This is a genomic window from Kitasatospora sp. NPDC127035 (assembly GCF_042726075.1).
Classification (GTDB): Bacteria; Actinomycetota; Actinomycetes; order Streptomycetales; family Streptomycetaceae; genus Kitasatospora.
The window spans coordinates 88,622-110,827 of record NZ_JBHXDN010000027.1 but is presented as its reverse complement, the minus strand read 5'-3'; the positions used below and the strand labels follow the sequence as shown (position 1 = coordinate 110,827).

At 74.0% G+C, this 22,206-nt stretch carries 16 protein-coding genes; 9 read left to right on the top strand and 7 right to left on the bottom strand.

All coding sequences use genetic code 11. From position 1 onward, the window contains the following. The first annotated feature begins 511 nt into the window (after positions 1-511). Together ACFWIC_RS20220 and ptsP are read left to right on the top strand one after the other, a co-directional pair. The gene (locus ACFWIC_RS20220; protein WP_329885204.1) at positions 512-961 is read left to right on the top strand and encodes a PTS glucose transporter subunit IIA; all 450 of its coding nucleotides are present in this window, start codon (positions 512-514) and stop codon (positions 959-961) included. Positions 962-1,062: 101 nt separating this feature from the next. Next, positions 1,063-2,733, top strand: a complete 1,671-nt coding sequence (gene ptsP / locus ACFWIC_RS20215; RefSeq protein ID WP_329885205.1) for a phosphoenolpyruvate--protein phosphotransferase — start codon at positions 1,063-1,065, stop codon at positions 2,731-2,733. A 122-nt stretch (positions 2,734-2,855) separates the two neighbouring features. On the opposite strand, the gene ACFWIC_RS20210 is transcribed toward ptsP, so the two are convergent. From ACFWIC_RS20210 to ACFWIC_RS20200, 3 genes are all read right to left on the bottom strand, one after another. Continuing rightward, on the bottom strand, positions 2,856-4,892 hold the full coding sequence (locus tag ACFWIC_RS20210) for an acetoacetate--CoA ligase (protein WP_380359051.1): 2,037 nt from the start codon (positions 4,890-4,892) through the stop codon (positions 2,856-2,858). Positions 4,893-5,028: 136 nt separating this feature from the next. Then, a complete protein-coding gene (locus ACFWIC_RS20205) occupies positions 5,029-5,577 on the bottom strand; it encodes an NUDIX domain-containing protein (RefSeq protein WP_355402929.1) in 549 nt (182 codons plus the stop codon). 40 nt (positions 5,578-5,617) lie between these two features. Beyond that, positions 5,618-6,634, bottom strand: a complete 1,017-nt coding sequence (locus tag ACFWIC_RS20200) for an NUDIX domain-containing protein (RefSeq protein ID WP_329947559.1) — start codon at positions 6,632-6,634, stop codon at positions 5,618-5,620. 154 nt (positions 6,635-6,788) lie between these two features. On the opposite strand from ACFWIC_RS20200, the gene mmuM reads away from it, so the two are divergent. The 5 genes from mmuM (at position 6,789) to ACFWIC_RS20175 (ending at position 13,087) form a co-directional block, all read left to right on the top strand. After that, complete coding sequence (mmuM, locus tag ACFWIC_RS20195) at positions 6,789-7,721, top strand: homocysteine S-methyltransferase (RefSeq protein WP_380359057.1); 933 nt, start codon at positions 6,789-6,791, stop codon at positions 7,719-7,721. Between the two features lie 194 nt (positions 7,722-7,915). Beyond that, positions 7,916-8,680, top strand: coding sequence for an IclR family transcriptional regulator (locus ACFWIC_RS20190; protein WP_380519616.1), 765 nt, complete (start codon positions 7,916-7,918; stop codon positions 8,678-8,680). Positions 8,681-8,984: 304 nt separating this feature from the next. Beyond that, a complete protein-coding gene (locus ACFWIC_RS20185; protein ID WP_380359060.1) occupies positions 8,985-9,722 on the top strand; it encodes an MIP/aquaporin family protein in 738 nt (245 codons plus the stop codon). 94 nt (positions 9,723-9,816) lie between these two features. After that, positions 9,817-11,343, top strand: coding sequence for a glycerol kinase GlpK (gene glpK / locus ACFWIC_RS20180; protein WP_329885212.1), 1,527 nt, complete (start codon positions 9,817-9,819; stop codon positions 11,341-11,343). A gap of 148 nt (positions 11,344-11,491) precedes the next feature. Further along, the gene (locus tag ACFWIC_RS20175) at positions 11,492-13,087 is read left to right on the top strand and encodes an FAD-dependent oxidoreductase (protein WP_380519615.1); all 1,596 of its coding nucleotides are present in this window, start codon (positions 11,492-11,494) and stop codon (positions 13,085-13,087) included. Positions 13,088-13,265: 178 nt separating this feature from the next. Here ACFWIC_RS20175 and ACFWIC_RS20170 read toward each other — a convergent pair whose 3' ends face one another. Together ACFWIC_RS20170 and ACFWIC_RS20165 are read right to left on the bottom strand one after the other, a co-directional pair. Then, a complete protein-coding gene (locus ACFWIC_RS20170) occupies positions 13,266-14,654 on the bottom strand; it encodes a gluconate:H+ symporter (RefSeq protein ID WP_380519614.1) in 1,389 nt (462 codons plus the stop codon). Next, entirely contained in the window at positions 14,651-15,205 is a 555-nt protein-coding gene (locus ACFWIC_RS20165; RefSeq protein WP_329949256.1) for a gluconokinase, read from the bottom strand. The genes ACFWIC_RS20170 and ACFWIC_RS20165 overlap by 4 nt, the downstream gene beginning before the upstream one ends. Positions 15,206-15,446: 241 nt before the next feature. Here ACFWIC_RS20165 and ACFWIC_RS20160 point away from each other — a divergent pair, with 241 nt between their 5' ends. Both ACFWIC_RS20160 and ACFWIC_RS20155 read left to right on the top strand, forming a co-directional pair. Then, positions 15,447-16,142, top strand: coding sequence for an FCD domain-containing protein (locus ACFWIC_RS20160; RefSeq protein ID WP_329885216.1), 696 nt, complete (start codon positions 15,447-15,449; stop codon positions 16,140-16,142). A 209-nt stretch (positions 16,143-16,351) separates the two neighbouring features. Beyond that, positions 16,352-16,795 (top strand): hypothetical protein, encoded by a 444-nt coding sequence (locus ACFWIC_RS20155; protein WP_380359068.1) that lies wholly within the window; start codon positions 16,352-16,354, stop codon positions 16,793-16,795. On the opposite strand, the gene ACFWIC_RS20150 is transcribed toward ACFWIC_RS20155, so the two are convergent. Both ACFWIC_RS20150 and ACFWIC_RS20145 read right to left on the bottom strand, forming a co-directional pair. After that, a complete protein-coding gene (locus tag ACFWIC_RS20150; RefSeq protein ID WP_380519613.1) occupies positions 16,771-17,535 on the bottom strand; it encodes a metallophosphoesterase in 765 nt (254 codons plus the stop codon). The two genes, ACFWIC_RS20155 and ACFWIC_RS20150, sit on opposite strands and share 25 nt — an antisense overlap. A 19-nt stretch (positions 17,536-17,554) precedes the next feature. Continuing rightward, positions 17,555-22,141, bottom strand: a complete 4,587-nt coding sequence (locus ACFWIC_RS20145) for a hypothetical protein (RefSeq protein ID WP_380519612.1) — start codon at positions 22,139-22,141, stop codon at positions 17,555-17,557. Positions 22,142-22,206: the final 65 nt, after the last annotated feature.

The following is a 22,206-nucleotide window of genomic DNA, read 5'->3' as shown; positions in this document are numbered from 1 at the left end:
TTTTGGCACGCTGTTGAGTTCTCAAGGAACGGACACTTCCTTCAGGCGGCTTTCACACCGGCCCTCCGGGCGCTTCGTTCTTTCGTGTTTCCAGCCTAGCAGATCCGTTTGCCAGTTCTTAACCGGCGCTTTTCGTATCTGAAACCTGGCGTTAACCGTCGTCTCGCGGCGACTCGACCAACCATAGCGGGTCGTCCGCCGGAGCGCGAATCGGGCCGCGCCGGCCGTCACCCGGTCGGAGGAGTGATTTGTTGCTCTCGCGAGCATATACAGCAATGGTCCCGATTCGCCAAGATGCCTGTAGAGTGCGGCGCATCGGCCAAGAGGACTAGACCACCAGCGGTCGGCAAGATGACCGGCTGGTGAGGGCGGACAGGCAGGTCACTTCGCCTGGGAATGTCAGCTGATGTCCGAAGTTGACATGATTTAGGCTTCAGACGATCACTGCGCTCGATCATCCTGCCGCTGTTCGCGGCCGCTCGCCTGTACTGCGCACTTGGGAGGCTCAACCATGACCACTGTGATGTCGCCGCTGACCGGCAAGGTCGTCGGGCTCGCCGGCGTGCCGGACCCCGTCTTCTCGGGCGCGATGGTCGGTCCGGGCACCGCGATCGACCCGGTCCGTCGCCCGACCGAGGCCGTCGCCCCGGTGGACGGCGTGGTCGTATCCATGCACCCGCACGCGTTCGTCGTCGTGGACGCGGACGGCCACGGCGTGCTGACCCACCTGGGCATCGACACCGTCCAGCTCAACGGCGAGGGCTTCGAGCTCCTCGTCAACAAGGGTGACACCGTCACCCGCGGCCAGGCCGTCATCAAGTGGGACCCGGCCGCCGTCGAGGCCGCCGGCAAGTCGCCGATCTCGCCGATCGTCGCGCTCGAGGCCTCGGCCGACGCGCTGGGCGACGTCCGCGAGGACGGGGAGGTCGCCGTCGGCGACGCCCTGTTCAACTGGAGCTGACCCCTCTCTACCTTCCCGACAGATCCGCCCCTCCGCACCGGACGGGGCGGCCCGGCACACAGCGGTACCCGGCGGGGCCGCTTCCCTCAGCGGAGACATACATGGAGAAGACGCTGCGCGGCGTGGGTGTCAGCCACGGGGTCGCGATCGGCCAGGTGCGGCACATGGGTACGGCGGTGCTGGAGCCGCCGGCCACCCAGATCCCCACCGAGGACGCCCCGCGTGAGCAGGCCCGCGCCCAGGCGGCCGTCGAGGCGGTGGCCGCGGACCTGATCGCCCGCGGCAACCTGGCCGGTGGCGAGGCGCAGGCCGTCCTCGAGGCTCAGGCCCTGATGGCGCAGGACCCGGAGCTGATGGCCGACGTCGCCCGCCGGATCACCGTCGGCAGCAGTGCCGAGCGCGGTGTCTACGACGCGTTCGCCGCCTACCGCGCGCTGCTGGCCTCGGCCGGGGACTACCTCGCGGGCCGGGTCGCCGACCTCGACGACGTGCGGAACCGCATCGTGGCGCGCCTGCTGGGCGTGCCGATGCCGGGCGTCCCGGACAGCGACGAGCCGTACGTGCTGTTCGCCCGGGACCTGGCGCCGGCCGACACCGCGCTGCTCGACCCGACGCTGGTGCTCGGCTTCGTGACCGAGGAGGGCGGGCCGACCAGCCACAGCGCCATCCTCGCGCGGGCCATGGGTGTGCCGGCCGTGGTCGCGCTCCCGGGAGCGGCCGACGTCGCCGAGGGCACCGTCGTCGCCGTCGACGGCAGCTCGGGCAACGTGCTGGTCGAGCCGACCGAGGAGAAGCAGGAGGAGCTTCGCCGGAGCGCCGCCGAGCGCAAGGCCGCGCTGGCCGCCTCCTCCGGTCCGGGCCAGACCCTGGACGGGCACAAGGTCCCGCTGCTCGCCAACATCGGTGGACCCGCCGACCTGCCGGCCGCGCTGGAGGCCGGCGCGGAGGGCGTCGGCCTGTTCCGGACCGAGTTCCTCTTCCTGGACGACTCGGCGAAGGCGCCCAGCGAGGAGAAGCAGGTCGAGGCGTACCGCAAGGTGCTGGAGGCGTTCCCGGAGGGCCGGGTCGTGGTACGGGCGCTGGACGCGGGCGCGGACAAGCCGCTGGACTTCCTGACCCCGGCGGACGAGCCGAACCCCGCGCTCGGTGTGCGCGGTCTGCGGACGCTGCTGGAGCACCCGGAGGTCATGCAGACCCAGCTGCGTGCGCTGGCCACGGCGGCCGAGGGCCTGCCGGTGCACCTTGAGGTGATGGCCCCGATGGTGGCCGACCGCAAGGACGCCAAGGACTTCGCCGACGCGTGTCGTGAGGCGGGGCTCAACGCCAAGTTCGGCGCGATGGTCGAGATCCCGTCGGCGGCGCTGCGGGCGCGTTCCATCCTCCAGGAGGTCGAGTTCCTCTCGCTGGGGACCAACGACCTCGCCCAGTACGCCTTCGCCGCCGACCGGCAGGTCGGCGCGCTGGCCCGACTGCAGGACCCGTGGCAGCCGGCGCTGCTGGACCTGATCGCGTTCTCCGCCGAGGCCGCCGCCGCGGCCGGCAAGAGCTGCGGCGTCTGTGGCGAGGCGGCCTCCGACCCGCTGCTGGCCGTGGTGCTGACCGGTCTCGGGGTGACCAGCCTGTCGATGGGCGCGGCGTCGATCCCCTACGTGCGCACCACGCTGGGCAAGTACACGCTGGCGCAGTGCCGCCGGGCCGCCGAGGCCGCCCGTGCGACGGACAGCGCCGACGAGGCGCGGGCAGCGGCGCAGCAGGTGCTGTCCGGCGAGTAGCCGGACAGGCGGTCGAGACCGCGCGTTCCTCCGAAAAGGGGCCCTTCCACCGTGGCGGTGGAGGGGCCCCTTCGGCGTGTCCGGGAGGGTGGCGGGGATGCGCCGGGGGGCCGGCGTACCGGCTACCCGGCCCGGCGGTCGCGGCGGAGCTGCTCGAAGAAGCGCAGGTGGTCGAGGTTGTCGACGGAGCCGGGGTTGACGGCCTGGTCGAGCGGGGTGCCGGAGAGCAGGCGCTTGACCGGGACCTCGATGCGCTTGCCGGTGAGGGTGTGCGGCAGGCCGCGGACGGCGATGACCTCGTCGGGGACGTGGCGCGGGGAGAGTTCGGTCCGCAGCGCGACGCGGATGCGGCCGACGAGGGCGTCGTCGAGTTCGGCGCCGGGGGCCAGGACCACGAAGAGCGGCATCCAGTAGCCGCCGTCGGGCTCCTCCAGGCCGATGACCAGGGACTCGGCGATCTCGGGGAGGCGCTCGACGACCTCGTAGATGTCGGACGAGCCCATCCGGACGCCCTGCCGGTTGAGGGTGGAGTCGGAGCGGCCGTGGATGACCACGGTGCCGCGCGAGGTGACGGTGATCCAGTCGCCGTGGCGCCAGACTCCGGGGTACGTGTCGAAGTAGCTGTCGTGGTATCGGGTGCCCTCGGGGTCGTTCCAGAAGCCGGTGGGCATCGACGGGATGGGCTTGGTGACGACGAGTTCGCCGACCTCGTCGGTGTGCGGGTGCCCCTGGACGTCCCAGGACTCGACGGCGGCGCCGAGGCACGGGGCCTGGATCTCGCCGAGGTACACCGGGAGGGTGGGGACGCCGCCGACGAAGCAGGAGCAGACGTCGGTGCCGCCGCTGACGGAGGCGAGCCAGACGTCCTCCTTGACCTCGTCGTAGATCCAGCGGAAGCCGTCCGGCGGCAGCGGGGATCCGGTGGTGCCGATGCACCGGACGGCGGAGAGGTCGAGATCGTGGCCGGGCCGGAGTTCGGCCTTGCGGCCGGCGATGACGTAGGCCGCGGAGGTGCCGAGGACGGTGGCGCCGGTGCGGGCGGCGACGGACCAGAAGGCGCCGGTGTCGGGGTGTCCGGGGCTGCCGTCGTAGGTGACGATCGTCGAGCCGACGAGGAGGCCGGCGACGAGGAAGTTCCACATCATCCAGCCGGTGGAGGTGTACCAGAGGAAGCGGTCCTCGGGGCCGAGGTCGAGGTGGAGGCCGGCCTGCTTGAGGTGCTCGACGAGGATGCCGCCCTGGCTCTGGACGATGGCCTTGGGCAGGCCGGTGGTGCCGGAGGAGTAGAGGACCCAGAGCGGGTGGTCGAACGGGACCGCCTCGAAGACCGGCTCGGCGTCGCCGGCGATCAGGTCGTCCCAGTGCAGCGCGCCCTCGGGCGCGGGGGCTCCGAGCAGGGGGACGTGGACGACGGTGCGCAGCGAGGGGAGTTCGCGGCGGAGCTCGGCGACGACGTCGGTGCGGTCGTGGTCCTTGCCGCCGTAGTGGTAGCCGTCGACGGCGAACAGGACGACGGGCTCGATCTGCTGGAGGCGGTCGAGGACGCTGCGGGCGCCGAAGTCCGGGGCGCAGCTGGTCCAGACGGCGCCGACGGCCGCGGTGGCGAGGAGGGCGACGGCGGCCTGCGGGATGTTGGGCAGGTAGGCGCCGACGCGGTCGCCGGGGCGGACGCCGCGCGCGCGGAGGGCGGCGGCGAGGGAGCCGACCTGGCGGCGGAGTTCGGCCCAGGTGAGGGTGACGGGCTGTTCGGTGGTCTCGTCGAGGTGGAGGACGGCCGGCTTGTCGGCGTTGGCCCGGTCCTCGCCGTGGCGGAGGGCGTGCTCGGCGTAGTTGAGTTTGCGGCCGGGGAACCAGCGGGCGCCGGGCATGGCGGGGTCGGCCAGGACGCCGAGCGGTTCGTCGGTGCCGGCCTCGGTGGTGAGCCGGACGTCGAACCACTGGGTGACGGCCGTCCAGAAGCGGTCGAGGTCCTCGACGGACCAGGCGTGCAGGGCGGCGTAGCGGGCGGCGGCCTCGGCGTCGGAGGCGGTGGGAGCGAGCGGTGCGGCCGGGGCGCCGTGGTGCTGGGCGGCCCAGGCCTGGAAGGCCACGATCCCGGTGCTGGCGGCGCGAGCGGGGGTGGGGCGCCAGAGCGGCTGGTCCTGGGGTGGAGTGCTCACGGTGGTGGTCTCCCGGCCGGTGGTAAGGACGGGGCTGCTCGTGGCAGGGCCCGCGTCCGGTTGGGGGCTGTCGGTGCAGACCCTGCCACGTGATCGGCCGGTGCGCCAGGGTCTGCCCGGCGCGGTCAGGCCCTGGTCAGGGGCGGGTGAACTCCCCGTCGTACCAGGAGCGGGAGACGCGGGTGTGGAAGGGGAAGGCGAGCGGGGTGTCCGGGGTGGAGAGCTGCCAGCCGTCGGTCTCCTCGGTGGGCACGGAGGCCGGGAGTTCGGTGAGCGGGCGGGCCGGGAGCAGGCCGAAGAGGCAGAGGAAGCCGCCGTGGGTGTCGGAGTCGGTGGCGACCAGGGTGATGTCGACGGCGTCGGCGAGGATGCCCGTCTCCTCGCGGAGCTCGCGGACGCAGGCCTGCTGCCAGCTCTCGCCGTAGTCGACGTAGCCGCCGGGGAGGGCGAGCTCGCCGTACCCGGGCTCGATGGTGCGGCGGATGACGATGAGGCCGGCGGCGGTGTCGTCCTGGGTGACGGGGAGGAGGGTGACGACGACCGGGAGCGGATTGCGGTAGCTGATCTCGGTGCACTGCGGGCAGACGCGGGGCCAGCCGTCGGTACCGGGCGGGTAGAGGGTGCCGCAGAAGTGGCAGTGGGAGTTGGGGCGGTGGCGCACCGTGCCGGCCTCGTGAATCGTCATGGCCGGATGCTAGTGGGGGCCGGCCGGAGGCGGGGCCCGGTCAGTGGATCCGCTCCCCCGCCTCTTCCTCCCGGGCGGGTCGGAGGAGGGCCGGGTGGAGGAGGCGGGCGTCGCCGGAGCGGTAGGTACGGGCGCGCGGGCCGCCGCGGGCGCCGCCGTGCTTGGTGGTGGTGCCGGTGCCTTCGACGAAGCCGGGGACGGAGAGCACCTTGCGGTGGAAGTTGCCGGGGTGGAGCTTCTCGTCCCAGACGGCCTCGTAGACGGCGCGCAGCTCGGGGATGGTGAAGTCGTGCTGGAGGAAGGCGGTGGCCAGCGGGCTGTACTCGATCTTGGCGCGGGCGCGGTCGAGTCCGTCCGCGAGGATGCGGGCGTGGTCGAAGGCCAGCGCGATCGGGGCCGCGGCGCCCGGCCGGGCGCCGCCCCGGCAGGCGTAGCCCGGATCGAGGGCGGCGTCGAGGGCGGCGTCGGCGGGACCGCTCGGTGCGGGTCCGGCCGTCTCCGTCGCCCGGATGTGGGTGCCGGTGCACCTGCCGACGCCACCCCCGTGGGTGTCGGCGGGTGCACCGGCGGTCTCGGACCGGCCGGGCGGCCGGAGGTCCAGGTCGGTGACGGGGTGCCAGGCGGCTCGTGCCGCGTCCGTACCGGCCTGCGGGTCGGGCAGATCGGGGGCGAAGGCCAGGTAGGCGACGCCGACCACGTGCATGCGCGGGTCGCGGTCGGGGGCGCCGTAGGTACCGAGCTGTTCGAGGTGGATCCGGCTGAGCGCGGCCGCGGCCTCGACCGTGCCGTGCAGGCCGGTCTCCTCGGCGAGCTCGCGGGCGGCGGCCTCGTCGAGGCTCTCCTCGCCGGCGCGCAGGAAGCCGCCGGGCAGCGCCCAGCGGCCCTGGTAGGGCGGCAGGGCCCGCTCGACCAGCAGGACGTGCAGGCAGCCGTGGCGCAGGGTCAGGGCGACGACGTCGACCGTGACGGCGACCGGGGTGTACGCACGGGGGTCGTAGGAGGCGAGCCACTCCTGCTCGGCGGCCGTGCGACCCGGGGTGTCGGGTGGGGTGGTCACGGCGCGCTCCTCTCCACTCACGGTGCGTGCCCGTCCTTCTCGGAATGAGCACAACGTAGCGATCCTTTGCCTCTGCGGCAAATGATTTTCCGGGGATCCGGGGACCGCTCTGCTTCTAGGGTGTGACCAGGAGCTTCGTCGCGAGGAGGCCGTCGTGCCCAGCACTCCCCCGTCGGACTTCGCCACGGCCCTGGCGGCCGGCCCCCTGGTGCTGGACGGCGGGCTGTCCGACCAGTTGGCGGCGGCCGGCCACGACCTGGCGGACGGGCTGTGGTCGGCCCGGCTGCTGCTGGACGCGCCGGAGGCGGTGCGGGCGGTGCACCGGGCGTACTTCGAGGCGGGGGCCGAGGTCGCGATCACGGCGAGCTACCAGGCGAGTTTCGAGGGCTTCGCCCGGCGCGGGGTGGGCCGGGCCGGGGCGGCGCGGCTGCTGGCGCTCGGCGTGGAGCTCGCCCGGGAGGCGGCCCGGGAGGCGGCCGGGGGCCTGCCCGGCCGGCGGCGCTGGGTGGCGGCGTCGGTGGGGCCGTACGGCGCGGTGACCGCGGACGGCTCGGAGTACCGGGGACGGTACGGGCTGAGCACGGCCGAGCTGGAGGCGTTCCACCGGCCCCGGCTGGAGGCCCTGGCGGCGGCCGGGCCGGACGTGCTGGCACTGGAGACGGTGCCGGACGCCGACGAGGCCCGGGCCCTGCTGCGGGCGGTGCGCGGCCTGGGGGTGCCGGTCTGGCTGTCGTTCAGCGTGGCGGGCGGGCGCACCCGGGCGGGGCAGCCGCTGGCGGAGGCGTTCGCGCCGGCGGCGGAGGCGGACGAGGTGGTGGCCGTGGGGGTGAACTGCTGCGCGCCGCAGGAGGTCGACGGGGCGGTGGCGCTGGCGGCGCGGGTGACCGGCAAGCCGGTCGTGGCGTACCCGAACAGCGGCGAGGGCTGGGACGCCGCGGCGCGGGACTGGACCGGCGGTCCGACCTTCGCGGCGGAGCGGGTGGCCGGCTGGCTGTCGGGCGGGGCGCGGCTGGTGGGCGGCTGCTGCCGGGTGGGACCGGCGCAGATCCGGGAGCTGGCCGCCGAGGTGGCCCGCGTCCGGCCCTGAGGCCGGGCGGAGGGCCGGCCCCGCGGCCGGGGCGCGCCGGGACCGATCCGGGACGGCCCGGGGCCGCCCGGGACGGGTCGGAGGCGCGGGGGTTACCGAGGGGGAAGGTGCACGGACCGGGCACGGCCTGGCAGACTCGTGCCCGTTACCACTGCGGTCGACATTGTCGACCGCCTGTCAGCCCGGAGGTACACATGCCCGGCCCGATCCAGTCGCTCTCCCGGGCCGCCGCGATCATGCGCCTGCTGGCCGGCGGCGAGCGCCGCCTGGGCCTGTCCGAGGTCGCGACGGCGCTGGACCTGGCCAAGGGGACGGCACACGGCATCCTGCGCACCCTCCAGCAGGAGGGTTTCGTGGAGCAGGACGCGGAGAGCGGCAAGTACCAGCTGGGCGCGGAGCTGCTGCGGCTCGGCCAGAGCTACCTGGACGTGCACGAGCTGCGCGCGCGGGCCCTGGTGTGGGCGGACGACCTGGCCAGGGCGGCCGGGGAGACCGTCTACCTGGGCGTCCTGCACCACCAGGGCGTGCTGATCGTGCACCACGTCTTCCGGCCGGACGACACCCGGCAGGTGCTGGAGGTCGGCTCGATGCAGCCGCTGCACTCCACCGCGCTGGGCAAGGTCCTGCTGGCGTACGACCCGGTGGCGCGCGGCGAGCTGGGCGACGGGCCGTACGAGCCGTACACGGCGCGGACGCTGACCTCGGCGGCCGACGTGGACGCCGAGGCGGCGCTGACCCGCGAGCGCGGCTGGGCGGACGCGGTCGAGGAGACCTGGGAGGGCGTGGCCTCGATCGGCGCACTGATCCAGGACCGGCGGCGCAACCCGGTCGGCGCGGTCTGCGTCAACGGCCCGGTGGAGCGGGTCTGCGAGGACGGCTTCGTGAAGCCGTCGCTGGTCGCGTCGGTGCGCAGCGCCGCGCGGGCGATCTCCCGGGACCTGGGCGCCGGCCGGTTCTGACCCGGGGTGCCGGGGCGCCGCCCCGGATGCACGACGTTCACGCTGAGGCGCGGACAGGCGAGTCGCCTGTCCGCGCCTTACCGTTTTGTCCAAAATTGCGACTATCCAGTCGGTGACGCCGGGTAGCGGACCGAGCAAAGGGTCACAGCTGCGTAACCCGGCCTTGACGTGAGGGCGACCCGGGGAGGAAGCTTCCGCATGACGGTCGACATTGTCGAACGATGGCCGTGCGAAACGATCCCACAGAGCGCTCACCCGCCCCCCGATCGCCCGGCCCCTGCCCCCACCCGCACCTCCGGGCCATATGGACAAGGGAGTCTTTGTGTCCGCGTTCTCCAACGGCGACATCTTCGTCGGCGAAACCCTCGGCACCGCAGCGCTGATACTTCTCGGCGGCGGCGTCTGTGCCGCCGTGACGCTCAAGAAGTCGAAGGCCCTCAACGCCGGCTGGCTGGCGATCACCTTCGGCTGGGGCTTCGCGGTGATGATCGCCGCCTACATGTCGGCCCCGAAGTCCGGCGCGCACCTGAACCCGGCGGTCACCCTGGCCCTCGCGGTGGACAGCGGCGACTGGAGCACGGTCCCGCTCTACCTCGGCTCCCAGCTGCTCGGCGCGATGATCGGCGCCGTCTTCGTGTGGCTCACCTACCTCGGCCAGTTCCAGGCCAACCAGGAGCCCACCCTCGGTATCTTCTCGACCGGCCCCGAGATCCGGAACCCGGTCCAGAACCTGCTCACCGAGATCATCGGCACCTTCGTGCTCTGCCTGGGCATCCTCACCCAGGGCCTCACCAAGGGCCTCGGCCTCTCCGGCACCGGCATCCTGATCGTCGCCTTCACCGTGGTCGGCATCGGCCTGTCGCTCGGCGGCCCGACCGGGTACGCCATCAACCCGGTCCGCGACCTGGGTCCGCGCATCGTCCACGCGCTGCTGCCGATCCCGAACAAGGGCGGCTCCGACTGGTCCTACGCCTGGATCCCGGTGGTCGGCCCGGTCATCGGCGGCCTGCTCGCCGGCGGCCTGTACCACGTGGCGTTCTGACGCCCCCGGGTTTCCACCCAGCCCGAGCACGGGGACTGACCTGAGAGTCAGGCCCACCCACCCCCGAATTCCGCTGAACGAGCCGAGGACCCTCATGACCTCCACTGGCACTGGCAACTACATCGCCGCGATCGACCAGGGCACCACCTCCAGCCGTTGCATCATCTTCGGCGCGGACGGCCGGATCGTCTCCGTCGACCAGCAGGAGCACCGGCAGATCTTCCCGCAGCCGGGCTACGTCGAGCACGACGCCGCCGAGATCTGGACCCGGGTGCAGTCGGTCGTCCGCGGCGCGCTGGAGAAGGCCGGACTGACCAAGGACGACATCCGCGCGATCGGCATCACCAACCAGCGCGAGACCACCGTCCTGTGGGACCGCCACACCGGCGAGCCGGTCCACAACGCGCTCGTGTGGCAGGACACCCGGACCGAGGCCCTCTGCCGCGAGCTGGGCCGCAACGTCGGTCAGGACCGCTTCCGCCGCGAGACCGGCCTCCCGCTGGCCAGCTACTTCGCCGGCCCGAAGATCCGCTGGCTGCTGGACAACGTCGAGGGCCTGCGCGAGCGCGCCGAGGCCGGCGACATCCTGTTCGGCACCATGGACACCTGGGTCATCTGGAACCTCACCGGTGGTGTCGAGGGCGGCAAGCACGTCACCGACGTGACCAACGCCAGCCGCACCATGCTGATGAACCTCCAGTCGCTGGCCTGGGACGAGAAGATCGCCGAGTCGATGGGCGTGCCGATGGCCGTCCTCCCGGAGATCCGCTCCTCCGCCGAGGTCTACGGCGAGGCCGTCGGCGACCTGGCCGGCGTGCCGGTCGCGGCGGCGCTCGGCGACCAGCAGGCCGCGCTGTTCGGCCAGACCTGCTTCAACGAGGGCGAGGCCAAGTCGACCTACGGCACCGGCACCTTCCTCCTGCTGAACACCGGCGAGAAGATCGTCAACTCGTACCACGGCCTGCTGACCACCGTCGGCTACCGGATCGGCGACCAGAAGCCGGTCTACGCGCTGGAGGGCTCGATCGCCGTCACCGGCTCGCTCGTCCAGTGGCTGCGGGACCAGCTCGGCATCATCTCGACCGCCGCCGAGATCGAGACCCTCGCCAACACCGTCGAGGACAACGGCGGCGCCTACTTCGTACCGGCCTTCTCCGGCCTCTTCGCCCCGTACTGGCGCTCCGACGCCCGCGGTGTGATCGCCGGCCTCACCCGGTACGTCACCAAGGGCCACCTGGCCCGGGCCGTCCTGGAGGCCACCGCCTGGCAGACCCGCGAGGTCGTCGACGCCATGCAGAAGGACTCCGGGGTCGAGCTCACGGCCCTCAAGGTCGACGGCGGCATGACCAGCAACAACCTGCTCATGCAGAACATCGCCGACGTCCTGGACGCCCCGGTCGAGCGCCCGTACGTGGCCGAGACCACCGCCCTCGGTGCCGCCTACGCGGCCGGTCTGGCGGTCGGCTTCTGGAACGACCTCGACACCCTGCGGGCCAACTGGCACCGCGCCGCCGAGTGGACCCCGCGCATGGACGAGGCCACCCGGGAGCGCGAGTACAAGAAGTGGCTCAAGGCCGTCGAGCGCACCATGGGCTGGGTGGAGGAGGACGAGAACAACTGATCGCGAAGCCGGTCGGGGCAGCAGCCCCGGCCGGCCCGCTCCCGTTTCACCGGCCCGCCGCACCGGGCCGACCCGGCCTCTCCCCAGGGGCCGTACGCACACCGAGAGGAGTAACGGCGCAGCCCGACCCGCGCGCCGTACACACACCATGGCAACCATCCCGACCCTGGGCGCCGAGCGCTCCGCCGGCCACACCGCATCCCGTGCCGAGACCCGCGAGCTGCTGGGCAAGGCCACCTACGACCTGCTGGTGATCGGGGGCGGCATCCTCGGCACCGCCGTCGCCTGGACGGCCTCCCAGGCCGGTCTGAAGGTCGCCATGGTCGACGCCGGCGACTTCGCGGGCGCCACCTCCAGCGCCTCCTCCAAGCTGGTCCACGGCGGTCTGCGCTACCTGCAGACCGGCGCGGTCAAGCTGGTCGCCGAGAACCACAAGGAGCGCCGCGCGCTCGCCACCGACGTCGCCCCGCACCTGGTCAACCCGCTGACCTTCTTCGTGCCGGTCTACAAGGGCGGCCCGCACAGCGCGCCCAAGCTCGGCGCCGGCGTCTTCCTGTACTCCGCGCTCTCCGCCTTCCGCGACGGCATGGGCCGGGTCTCCACCGCCGCGCACGCCGCCCAGCAGGTGCCCGCGCTGCGCAGCGAGGGCCTGCGCTCGGTCGCCGTCTACGGCGACCACCAGATGAACGACTCGCGCGTCGCGGTGATGACGGTGCGCGCCGCCGTCGACGCCGGCGCGGTCGTGCTGAACCACGCCGAGGTCACCGGCCTGCGCTTCACCGGCAGCCGGGTCACCGGCGCCGAGCTGCGGGACCGCCTGGACGGCACCGAGTTCGGCGTCGACGCCCGCCTGGTGCTCAACGCCACCGGCCCGTGGGTGGACCACCTGCGAAAGATGGAGGACGTCGGCGCCGCGCCGTCGATCCGCCTCTCCAAGGGCGCCCACGTCGTCGTCAAGCGCCGCGCCCCGTGGCGTGCCGCGCTGACCATCCCGATCGACAAGTACCGCGTCTCCTTCGCCATCCCGTGGGAGGACCACGTCCTGCTCGGCACCACCGACGAGGAGTACATGGGCGACCCGCAGGACGTCCGGGCCACCGAGGCGGACATCGACCAGATCATGGGCGAGGCCGCGCACGCCATCCGCGACGAGCACCTCGACCGCGACCTGATCACCTACTCCTTCGCCGGCCTGCGGGTGCTGCCCGGCGGCCCGGGCGACACCGCCGCGGCGAAGCGCGAGACGGTCGTCACCGAGGGCAGGGGCGGCATGCTGTCGGTCGCCGGCGGCAAGTGGACCACCTACCGGCACATCGGCCGGACGGTGCTGGAGAAGCTGGCGCACGTGCCCGGCACCTCCCTCGGCGAGGACATGTCCCCGATCGCCCCGACCGTCCCGCTGCCGGGCGTCGGCGCGCCGAACGCCGTCGCGCACCGTCTGCTGATCGACCGCGAGCCGGGCTCCCGGATGGAGCCGCTGGTCGCCAAGCACCTGGCGAGCCACTACGGCACGCTCTCCTTCGAGATCGCCCGCATGATCGACGAGAACCCGGAGCTCGGCCGGCCGATCCACGAGGACGGGCCGGACGTCTGGGCACAGGTCGCCTACGCGGCCGACAGCGAGTGGGCGTACACCGTGGACGACGTGCTGCGCCGCCGCACCACGATGACCGTCCGCGGCCTGGACACCCCGGAGATCCGCACCGAGGTCGAGGCGTTCCTGGGCAAGCGCCAGGGCAAGTAGCGCCACGGCGCAGCCGTGCCGGGCGGGCACCCCAGGGCTGGGGGTGCCCGCCCTCCGTCGTGCCGCTGCTGAAGTGACCTCCCGAACGTGACGGGCGGGCGCTCCCCCTGGGGAGCGCCCGCCCGTCCGTCGTTTCCGCGGACCGTCCGTCCGCCGTCCCGGGGTACCGCTACCGGGGCTAGATGATCAGGCTGAGCGGCATGATCAGCACGATCGCGACGACCGAGATCACCGTCTCCATCACCGACCAGGACTTCAGGGTCTGGCCGACGCTCATCCCGAAGTACTCCTTCACCAGCCAGAAGCCGGCGTCGTTGACGTGCGAGAAGAAGAGCGAGCCGGCGCCGATCGCCAGGACCAGCAGGGCCGCGTGGGTCGAGGACATGTCGGCGGCCAGCGGGGCGACGATGCCGGCCGCGGTGATGGTGGCCACCGTCGCGGAGCCGGTCGCGAGCCGGATCAGGACGGCGATCAGCCAGCCGAGCAGCAGCGCCGAGATGTGCCACCTGGCCGACCACTCGCTCACCGCGTCGCCGACGCCCACGTCGATCAGGGTCTGCTTGAAGCCGCCGCCCGCACCGACGATGAAGACGATGCCGGCGATCGGGCCGAGCGACCTGCCGACCGTGTCGGAGATCCGGTCGCGGTCGAAACCGGCCGCCCGGCCGAGGGTGACCATGCCGAGCAGGGTCGCGGCGAGCAGGGCGATCAGAGGCGAGCCGATGAAGTCGAACACCCGCTGCGGCAGCGCCTTCGGGTCGTCGACCACGACGTCGGCCAGCGCCTTGCCGAGCATCAGCACCACCGGCAGCAGGATGGTCGCCAGGACGGCGCCGAAGGACGGCGTGCGCTCCGGCCGTTCGACGGCTCCCTCCGGGGCGGTGTTCTCCGGGATCTCCAGCGGGCCGACCCAGCGCTCGGCGACCCGCGCGAACAGCGGGCCGGCGACGATCAGCGTCGGAACGGCGATCAGCAGGCCGAGGGCCAGGGTGATGCCGAGGTCGGCCTTCAGCGCGTCGACGGCGACCAGCGGGCCCGGGTGCGGCGGCACCAGGCCGTGCAGGACCGAGAGGCCGGCCAGGGCCGGGATGCCGATCCGCATCAGCGGGACGTTGCCCCGGCGCGCCACCAGCAGCACGATCGGGATCAGCAGGACGACACCGACCTCGAAGAAGAGCGGCAGACCGAGCACGGCCGCGATCAGCGCCATGGCCCAGGGCAGCGCCTTCGGGCCGGAGCGGGCCAGCACGGTGTCGGCGATGATGTTCGCCCCGCCCGAGTCGGCGAGCAGCTTGCCGAGCATCGCGCCCAGGCCGATCAGCAGCCCGACGCCCGCCACGGTGGCGCCGAAGCCCGTGGAGAAGCTGCCGAGCAGCTTGTCGAACGGCGCGCCCGCGACGGCCGCCAGCAGCCCCGAGCCGAGGGTGAGGGCCAGGAACGGGTGCAGCTTGAACCTGGTGATCAGCAGCACGATGGCGCCGATGCTGAGCAGCACCGCGATCAACAGCCTGAGGTCGCTGTCGGTGTGCGGCAGGGCCGGTGCGGCGGCCGCGAGGAGGGTGGTCACGCGAGGTCTCCATTGACGGGCCGCAGCAGCGCCACGGCCTTCTCGACGAGGTCTTCGGGGGACGGGCCGACGTCCAGGGCGGCGCCCCGCTCGTCCGGACCGAGGGGTTCCAGGGCCGCGTACTGCGAGTCGAGCAGCGACGTCGGCATGAAGTGGCCGGTGCGGTGGGCGAGCCGGTCCCCGACCAGCTCGTGACCGCCGCTGAGGTGCAGGAACCAGGCGTCCGGGCAGGCCTCGCGGAGGGTGTCGCGATAGCCGTGCTTCAGCGCCGAGCAGGTGACCACACCGCCGGTGCCGGCCTCGGTGCGCTCCTTGAGCCAGGCGCCGACGGCGCGCAGCCAGGGGGCCCGGTCCCGGTCGTCCAGCGGGGTGCCGGCCGACATCTTGGCGATGTTGGCGGGCGGGTGGAAGTCGTCCGCCTCGGCGAAGGGGAGGCCGAGGCGGTCGGCCAGCAGACGGGCCAGGGTGGTCTTGCCGACGCCCGAGACGCCCATCACGACGACCGTGAGGGGTGCTGCGGGGGTGTCGTGGTTCTCGACGCTGAGAGCCATGGGTGGTGCTCCTTCGTTGCCTGGCCGCCACTGTTTCTCAAAGATATGACGTATTCAAGTGCCGGAAATCAAATCGTCATACTTTTGTTCCCGGCCGGGGCGCACCGCGGGGTTCGGGGGCGCGAGCCGGACCGGGGGCGCGGGCCGGACCCGGGGCGCAGGTCAGGGCCCCGGGTGCAGGTCAGGGCCCCGGGTGCAGGTCGGGGGGTGCGGGCCGGGGGCGGGCGTCTAGGCTGGGCGGATGGAGATCCAGGGGCTGCCCGGCCGACTGCTCGCGGAGCTGGGGCCGGCCATCGCGTCCGGGGAGGTTCCCGAGGGCGCGGTGCTGCGGGCCGAGGAGCTGGAGGAGCGGTTCGGGGTGTCGCGGACGGTGGTCCGCGAGTCGGTGCGGATCCTGGAGGGGATGCGCATGGTGGCCTCCCGCCGCCGGGTCGGGATCACCGTGCAGCCCAAGTCGGACTGGGACGTCTTCGATCCGCTGGTGATCCGCTGGCGGCTGGCGGGCGCCGACCGCCCCGCGCAGCTGCGCTCGCTCGGCTCGCTCCGGCTGGCCGTGGAGCCGGCCGCGGCGGCCCTCGCCGCCCACCACGCCACCGACGACGAGCGGCGCCGACTCAGCTCCCTGGCCGTCGAGTTGACGGTGACCGCGCGCGCCGCCGACCTGGCCGCCTTCCTCCAGCACGACATCGACTTCCACGCCACCGTGCTGCGCGCCTCCCGCAACGAGATGTTCGCGCACCTCGGTGACACCGTGGGGGCGGTGCTCACCGGCCGGACCGAGTACCATCTGATGCCCCATCAGCCCGAGCCGTACGCGATCCGGCTGCACCGCGAGGTCGCGGAGGCGGTCTGCGCGGGGGACGCCGAACACGCCGAGCGGGCGATGCGGACGATCGTGACGGGCGCGCTGGAGGAGCTCGGTCGTCAACTGGGCTGAGCGCCCGGAGGTTTCGGCCGCTCCGGCCCTGATCACACGATTTGGTGTCAGTTCGGGGGATTCGTGCGCATAGTCCGGGTACGACAGGGCAGAGTGGTGCAGAGGGGCGCGCTCCCGGCCGCCGGTCACTCCGGAACCCTGCCCGCCCCGACCGGTTCCACCCGTGTCCGCCCGCGTACGCCGCCGTGACCGCGCCTGGGGGTCGCCCGATGTCATCCGCACGCCGTCGCCGCCGTCTGCCCGACGAGGTGCGGACCACCGTCGTCCGGGCGGTGCTCTGTCTCGCCTTCACCCTGGTCGGCATCGTCCTCGCGGCGCTGTCCTCCTACGCCGACAGCTGGTTGATGACACCGGCCCTGATGGCGATGGGGCTCGGGGTGTTCGGCACGATGTGGTGCCTCCTGGAGATCCTGATCTCGCGTCAGGTCGCCGCGCAGCGGATGCGCGGGCCGGACTCCGCCTCGCCGATGGCCGGCAGCCGGGCTCCGGCGGGGCCACGACCGGCGCCGCGACCGGGGCCGCCGGGAACCGCTCCCCCGCCGGCCGGCCAGCCGCGGCCGCAGGCACGCGCCGCGACGTACCCGCCGGCGTACCCGCCCCCGCACCCGCCGGCAAGCCACGGGCCGCGTCAGCCGGAGGTGACCACCCGGTAGTGGGTGGTGAGCCGTCCGGTGTCGTCCAGCACGTGGAAGGCGACCATCGGCGGCTGGTCGTAGGTGATCTCGGCCCCGCCCTCGCAGGGCAGCGCGACGGTGGAGACCACGCCCGGCGCGACCAGCAGCGGCAGTCCGGCGAAGGTGGTGGCCGCCGCGGTGTGGGCGTGACCGCAGAGCAGCGCCCTGACCCGGGGGTGGCGGCCCAGCACCTCGGCGAGCCGCTCCTCGCCGAACTGCCGGATCGGGTCCACGTACGGCAGGTGCAGCACCACCGGCGGGTGGTGGAAGGCCACCAGCGCGGGGCGGTCCGGCGTCCCCTCGGCCAGCGTGCGGTCCAGCCAGCCGAGGGTCTCCTCGTCGAGCAGGCCGTCGTGCCGGCCCGGGACGGAGGAGTCCAGCATCAGCACGTCGGCGCCGGGCAGCCGGTGCAGCCGGTTGACCGGGCCGTCGGCGGGCCCCTCGCCGAGCAGCACCTCCCGGTAGGGCCCGCGTATGTCGTGGTTGCCGGGACAGAACAGCACCGGGTGGCGGGAGACCAGCGCCTCGGCGACCTCGCGGTACTCGGCGGGCAGGCCGTGGTCCGCGAGGTCGCCGGTGACCAGGACGGCGTCCGGCGCGCCGGGCAGGGCGTCGAGGTACGCCATCACCCGCTCGGCCCGCCCCCGCGCCCGCGCACCGCCGTCCCCGTGGTGGTCCTGGCCCAGGTGGGTGTCGCTGAAGTGAACGATCGTCAACATGCGCCCCACCGTACGACGGTCACGAGGAGGCCGGTGCCTCCGCCGGCCGCTTGAACATCCGGGTGGCGGTGATCTCGCCGTGGACGGCCGGGCCGTCCGGGTCCTGCGGCGCCGGCAGGCCGGGCCGCAGGTGTTCCTCCACCGAGATGTACTTCAGCCCCGCCCGCAGGTCGGCGTCGTTGCGCAGCCGGATGACCAGCGGGAACTCGGCGAGCGCCGTGGTGTCGAACAACCCGGTGGTGTAGATCAGCTGGACGCCGAGCGCGTCGGCCACGGCGCGCTGGAGCTCCAGCAGGTAGGTGGCGTTGGCCCGGCCGATCGGGTTGTCGAGGAACAGGGTGCCGGCGTGCCGCAGCTGGGACTGGCCCCGGTCGTTGGCGCGCAGCGCGGCCATCGTGCAGTACAGCGCGATGGCGGCGGTGAGCAGCTGGCCGCCGGAGAAGACGTCGGACATCTGGCCGACGCCGACCCGTTCGGCCCGCAGCACCGCGTCGGGCTTGAGGATCTCGACGGAGACCCCTCGCGGGCCGATCGCGGCGGCGACGCCGCGCAGCAGCAGGGACATGCCGTCGCGACGCAGGTCGCTGTTCTTCCGGACGGCGGCGCGGGTGGCCTCGTCGATGACCTCGCCGAGCCGCTCGACCAGGGTGGCGTGGTCCGGGTCCTCGAAGCGGATCCGGAGGAACTCCTGGCCGGACCACTCCCCCAGGCCCTCGGGCAGCCGGGAGAGCCGCTGGGCGGCGCGCAGGGTGGTGAGCGAGGACTCCACCAGGCCGCGCAGGCGGTCGACGATCGAGCCTCGGTTGCGCTCCAGCTGGGCGAGTTCGTCGGTGAGCACGCGCAGCCGGGGGGCGAAGGCGACGGCCCAGGCGGCGGCGTGGTCGGGCAGGGCGGAGGCGGGCAGTTCGCGGATCTGCTGGCGGGCCGGGGTGCGGACGGCCTCGAAGCGGGCCGCGTTGGCGTGCCGGACCAGCGTGTCCGAGGCGTCGCGTACGGCGAGTTCGGCGGAGGAGAGCTCGCCGGCGGCGGTGCGCAGGGCACGGCGGGCCTCGGCGGCGGCGGCGCGGGCGTCGACGATCGAGCCCAGGTAGGGCTCGACCGGCCGGTCCGCGTCGTCCTGGTGCTCGCGCAGGCCGTCGCGGAGCTGACCGGCGTGCTCGTCGAAGTCGGCGGCGGCGGCCTGGGCGGCGTCGGAGGTGCGCCGGAGGTCGGCGTGCACGGTGCGGGCGGTGTCCAGGGCCTCGCGGCGGTCGGCGAGCCGGCCGGTGGCGGTCCGCAGCAGGACCTGGGCGTGCTCGGGGTCGGCGGGGACCAGATCCTCGGGCAGCTCGGTGTGCGCCTCGCCGTCGACGGGGGCGGAGCGTTCGGCGTCACCGCGGAGCCGGCCGAGCTGCTCGCTGGCGACGGCGGCGCGGGTCTCGATGGTGGCGACCAGCTCCTCGGCCCGGGCGGCGGCGGCCTGACGGGCCGGGCCGTCGGCGCCGTCGGGGCTGCCCAGCAGTTCCTCGGCGCGGGTGCGGACCTTGTTGGTGAGGCGGTCGAGCTCGGTCGCGGCGGCGGCCTCGTCGCCCTCGGCGCGGGCCTGCTCGGCGCGCAGGTCGGCGCCGACGCCGACCTTCTCGTACAGCTGGGACGCGGCCCGGTAGGCCTCGCGGAGTGCGGGGAGCGCGACGGACGTCGCCTCGACGGGCTCGTCGTCCTGCTCGGCGGCGGGGATCTCGGCGCGTTCGGCCCGCAGGGTGCGGGCGGTCCGGCGGGCGTCGTCGGCGGCGCGCTGGGCGGCGCGCCGGTCCTCGTCGCAGGTGCGGGCGCGTTCGGCGCAGACGGCCTGACGGCGGTCGCACTCGGCGGCGTCCTCGGCGAGTTCGCGCTGGCGGCGGCTCCAGTTGGCCCGCTCGCGCAGGCGGAAGGCGAGGCCGGAGAGGGCGTCGGCGCGGCGCCGGGCCTGCTGGGCGGCCTCCCGGTGCTCCTCGTGGGCGACGGCGGCGGTGGCGTGGTCGGTCTCGGCCTCGTCGTGCTCGGCCCGCAGGGTGGCCAGGGCCGCGGCGGCGTGCTCGGCGTGCTCGCGGGCGGCCTCGGCGGCGGCGGCCAGTTCGGCGAGGGTGCCGGGCGGGCAGCTGGCGTGCCAGGAGGCGAGCCGGGCGGCCAGCGCGCGGTCGCCGCCGAGGCGGCCGGCGAGTTCGCGGATGTGCTCCTCGCGGGCGGTGGCGCGGGCGCGCAGCTCGCGGCGCTCGTCGTCGGCGGCGGACTCGTCGTGCATGGCCGGGTTCGGCGGGACCAGGAAGAAGGCCGGCTCGTCGGTGATCGGGGCGATCAGCGCGGCGGCGGCGCCGACGGCGACGGTCGAGCGGGGCAGCAGCGCGGCGGACTGCAGGGCCTCGCGGGCCCGGTCGAGCGAGTGGGGGTCGGTGATGACGACGCCGTCGACGAGTTCGGGGCGGGCGGCGAGGATCGCCTCGTGGTCGGCCGGGTCGACGGACTGGGCGAGGTAGCGCCAGCCGGGCAGCGCGGGGATGCCGTGCTCGGCGAGGTACTCGACGGTGGCCAGGACGTCCGGGCCGGGCGGCAGCAGGCCGCCGTCGCCGAGGGCGGCGAGGATCCGGGAGTCGTCGGCGGCGGCGGTGCGCAGGTCGAAAAGGGTGCGCTCGGCGGCGGCGATGGTCTCGTCGAGGAGTTCGCGCAGGTACTCGGCGTTGCGGTCGAGGACGGCGGGGGTGAGGAAGCCGGCGTCCTCCTCGGCTCCCGTCCCCTCCTCGTGCCAGTCGGTGGGAGCGGGCGTGAGCGAGAGCAGATCGGCGAGGCGGGGCTCGGTGGCGAGCAGGGCGGCGGTGCGCTGCTCGGTGGCGAGCGCCCGGACGGCGGCCTTGCGGGCGTCGGTGGCGCGGGCGTCGGCGAGTTCGGCGCGGCCGGTGGCGGCGGCGGCCTCGCGCAGCCGGGCGGCGGCGGCCTCGGCGGCGGTACGGGCCCGGGCGAGGGCGTCGCCGGCGGACTTCTCGACGTCGGCGGCGTGCAGGGCGGCGCGGGCCGGGTCCGGCTCCGCGGTGTCGGGGTCGATCCAGCCGGCCTCGACGGCGGCCTCGGTCTCCCGCTCGACCTCGGCGAGCCGCTGGCGCAGGTGGTCGGCCTCGCTGCGGGCCTTCTGCGCGGCGGTGGCGGCCTCGGTGGCGTCGGTCTGGGACTTGGCGCCGTCGGCCTGGAGTTCGGCGGCGCGCTCCTCCTCGGTGTCGGCGCGCAGCTCGGCGGCGGCGGCGGCGCTCTCCAGGACGCGGGCCAGCGCGGTGGCGGCGCGGGCCCGGGCGGCCAGCGCGGGGGCGGCGTCCAGCTCCGCCTCACGGATCGCGGCGGCGACCCGCGCCACCCGGTCGGCTGCGGCGCGCTGGCGGAGCACCGTCTCGGCGGCCTGCCAGGCGGAGTGCAGGGTGCGGGCGTCGGTGAGCTCGCGGCGCAGCGCGGCGGCCTCGGCGGTGGCGGCGGCCAGGGCGAGCGTGGCGTGCCGGTGGGTGAGTTCGGCGGCGATCAGGGTGTGCCGGGTGCGGTCGGTCTCGGCGGCGGTGACGGCGCCCTCGGCGGCGGCCACCTCCACGGCCAGGTCGTGGGCGCGGTCGCGTTCGGCGGCGGCCCGGGAACTCAGGGCGTGGGCGAGCCGACGGGTGCGGCGCTCGGCCGTGCGGTGGGCCTCGCGGACGGACTCGCGGGCGGTGGTGGACTCGGCGATGCGCTCCAGCAGCTCCAGCGAACCGGCGGTGAAGTCGCGTTCGGCGGTGAGTTCGGAACGCAGGCCGAGTTTGGCGGCGAAGCCGTGGACCAGGTCGGCGAGGCCGTCGGTGTCCCGGGTGTCGGTGACGGCGCGCAGCAGCAGGTCGGTGAAGTCCTTGTCCTGCTTGACCGCGAAGAGGCCGGCCGCCTCGCCCTCGTCGGCGTTCATCTCGCGCTGGTAGCGGAAGAGTTCGGGGTCGAGGCCGAGTTCACCGAGGTGCTCGGTCCAGCGGTCGTGGCCGTCCTCGAAGACCAGGTCGAGGTGCGGGTGGGCCTTGCCTGCCTCGGTGAGGGCGTCGCGGAACCCCTTCATGGTGCGGCGGCGGCCACGGGCCTTCTGGTCGCCGGCCAGGCTGACCCGCTCGGAGACCGGGAGGGAGTCCAGGGTGAGGCCGGGGCCGGGGCGGAAGGAGTACCAGGTCTCGGCGAACTTGCGCGGGTCCGAGGAGACCTGGCGTCCGCGCCACTCGCTGACCTTGCCGACCACGATCGGCTCGCCGGTGACGGTGTGCTGCCACTCCAGGGCGACGTGGCCGCAGTCGTCGGCGAGCAGGAACTTGCGGAGCACGCCGGAGCTGGCGCCGCCGAGGGTGTTGCGGTGACCGGGGAGCATGACCGAGAAGATCAGCTTGAGCAGGACGGACTTGCCGCCGCCGTTCTCCAGGAAGAGCACGCCGGCGGGCGCCGGGCGGCGGACCGGACCGTCGGGCTCCTCGCCGAACAGGCCGATCTGCTGGGGGGCCGGATCGGCGACGGGCTCACCCACGCCGCGCAGGTCGAGCACCGTGTCGGCGTAGCGGGCGCCGGCCGGTCCGATCGAGTAGAGGCGGACCCGGTTGAGCTCGTACATGTGCGGCGGTTCTCCAGGAGACGGGTGGATGGGGGGCTGGTTCGGACGACAGGGGTCGGGGCGGA

Excerpts from the sequence above, each read along its gene's own strand:
- ACFWIC_RS20165 (WP_329949256.1), bottom strand. The coding sequence starts at position 15,205 with ATGGCTCTCAGCGTCGAGAACCACGACACCCCCGCAGCACCCCTCACG.
- glpK (WP_329885212.1), top strand. The coding sequence starts at position 9,817 with ATGACCTCCACTGGCACTGGCAACTACATCGCCGCGATCGACCAGGGC.
- ACFWIC_RS20150 (WP_380519613.1), bottom strand. The coding sequence starts at position 17,535 with ATGTTGACGATCGTTCACTTCAGCGACACCCACCTGGGCCAGGACCAC.
- ACFWIC_RS20190 (WP_380519616.1), top strand. The coding sequence starts at position 7,916 with ATGCCCGGCCCGATCCAGTCGCTCTCCCGGGCCGCCGCGATCATGCGC.
- ACFWIC_RS20155 (WP_380359068.1), top strand. The coding sequence starts at position 16,352 with ATGTCATCCGCACGCCGTCGCCGCCGTCTGCCCGACGAGGTGCGGACC.
- ACFWIC_RS20220 (WP_329885204.1), top strand. The coding sequence starts at position 512 with ATGACCACTGTGATGTCGCCGCTGACCGGCAAGGTCGTCGGGCTCGCC.
- ACFWIC_RS20145 (WP_380519612.1), bottom strand. The coding sequence starts at position 22,141 with ATGTACGAGCTCAACCGGGTCCGCCTCTACTCGATCGGACCGGCCGGC.
- ACFWIC_RS20185 (WP_380359060.1), top strand. The coding sequence starts at position 8,985 with ATGGACAAGGGAGTCTTTGTGTCCGCGTTCTCCAACGGCGACATCTTC.
- ACFWIC_RS20160 (WP_329885216.1), top strand. The coding sequence starts at position 15,447 with ATGGAGATCCAGGGGCTGCCCGGCCGACTGCTCGCGGAGCTGGGGCCG.
- ACFWIC_RS20205 (WP_355402929.1), bottom strand. The coding sequence starts at position 5,577 with ATGACGATTCACGAGGCCGGCACGGTGCGCCACCGCCCCAACTCCCAC.
- ACFWIC_RS20175 (WP_380519615.1), top strand. The coding sequence starts at position 11,492 with ATGGCAACCATCCCGACCCTGGGCGCCGAGCGCTCCGCCGGCCACACC.
- ptsP (WP_329885205.1), top strand. The coding sequence starts at position 1,063 with ATGGAGAAGACGCTGCGCGGCGTGGGTGTCAGCCACGGGGTCGCGATC.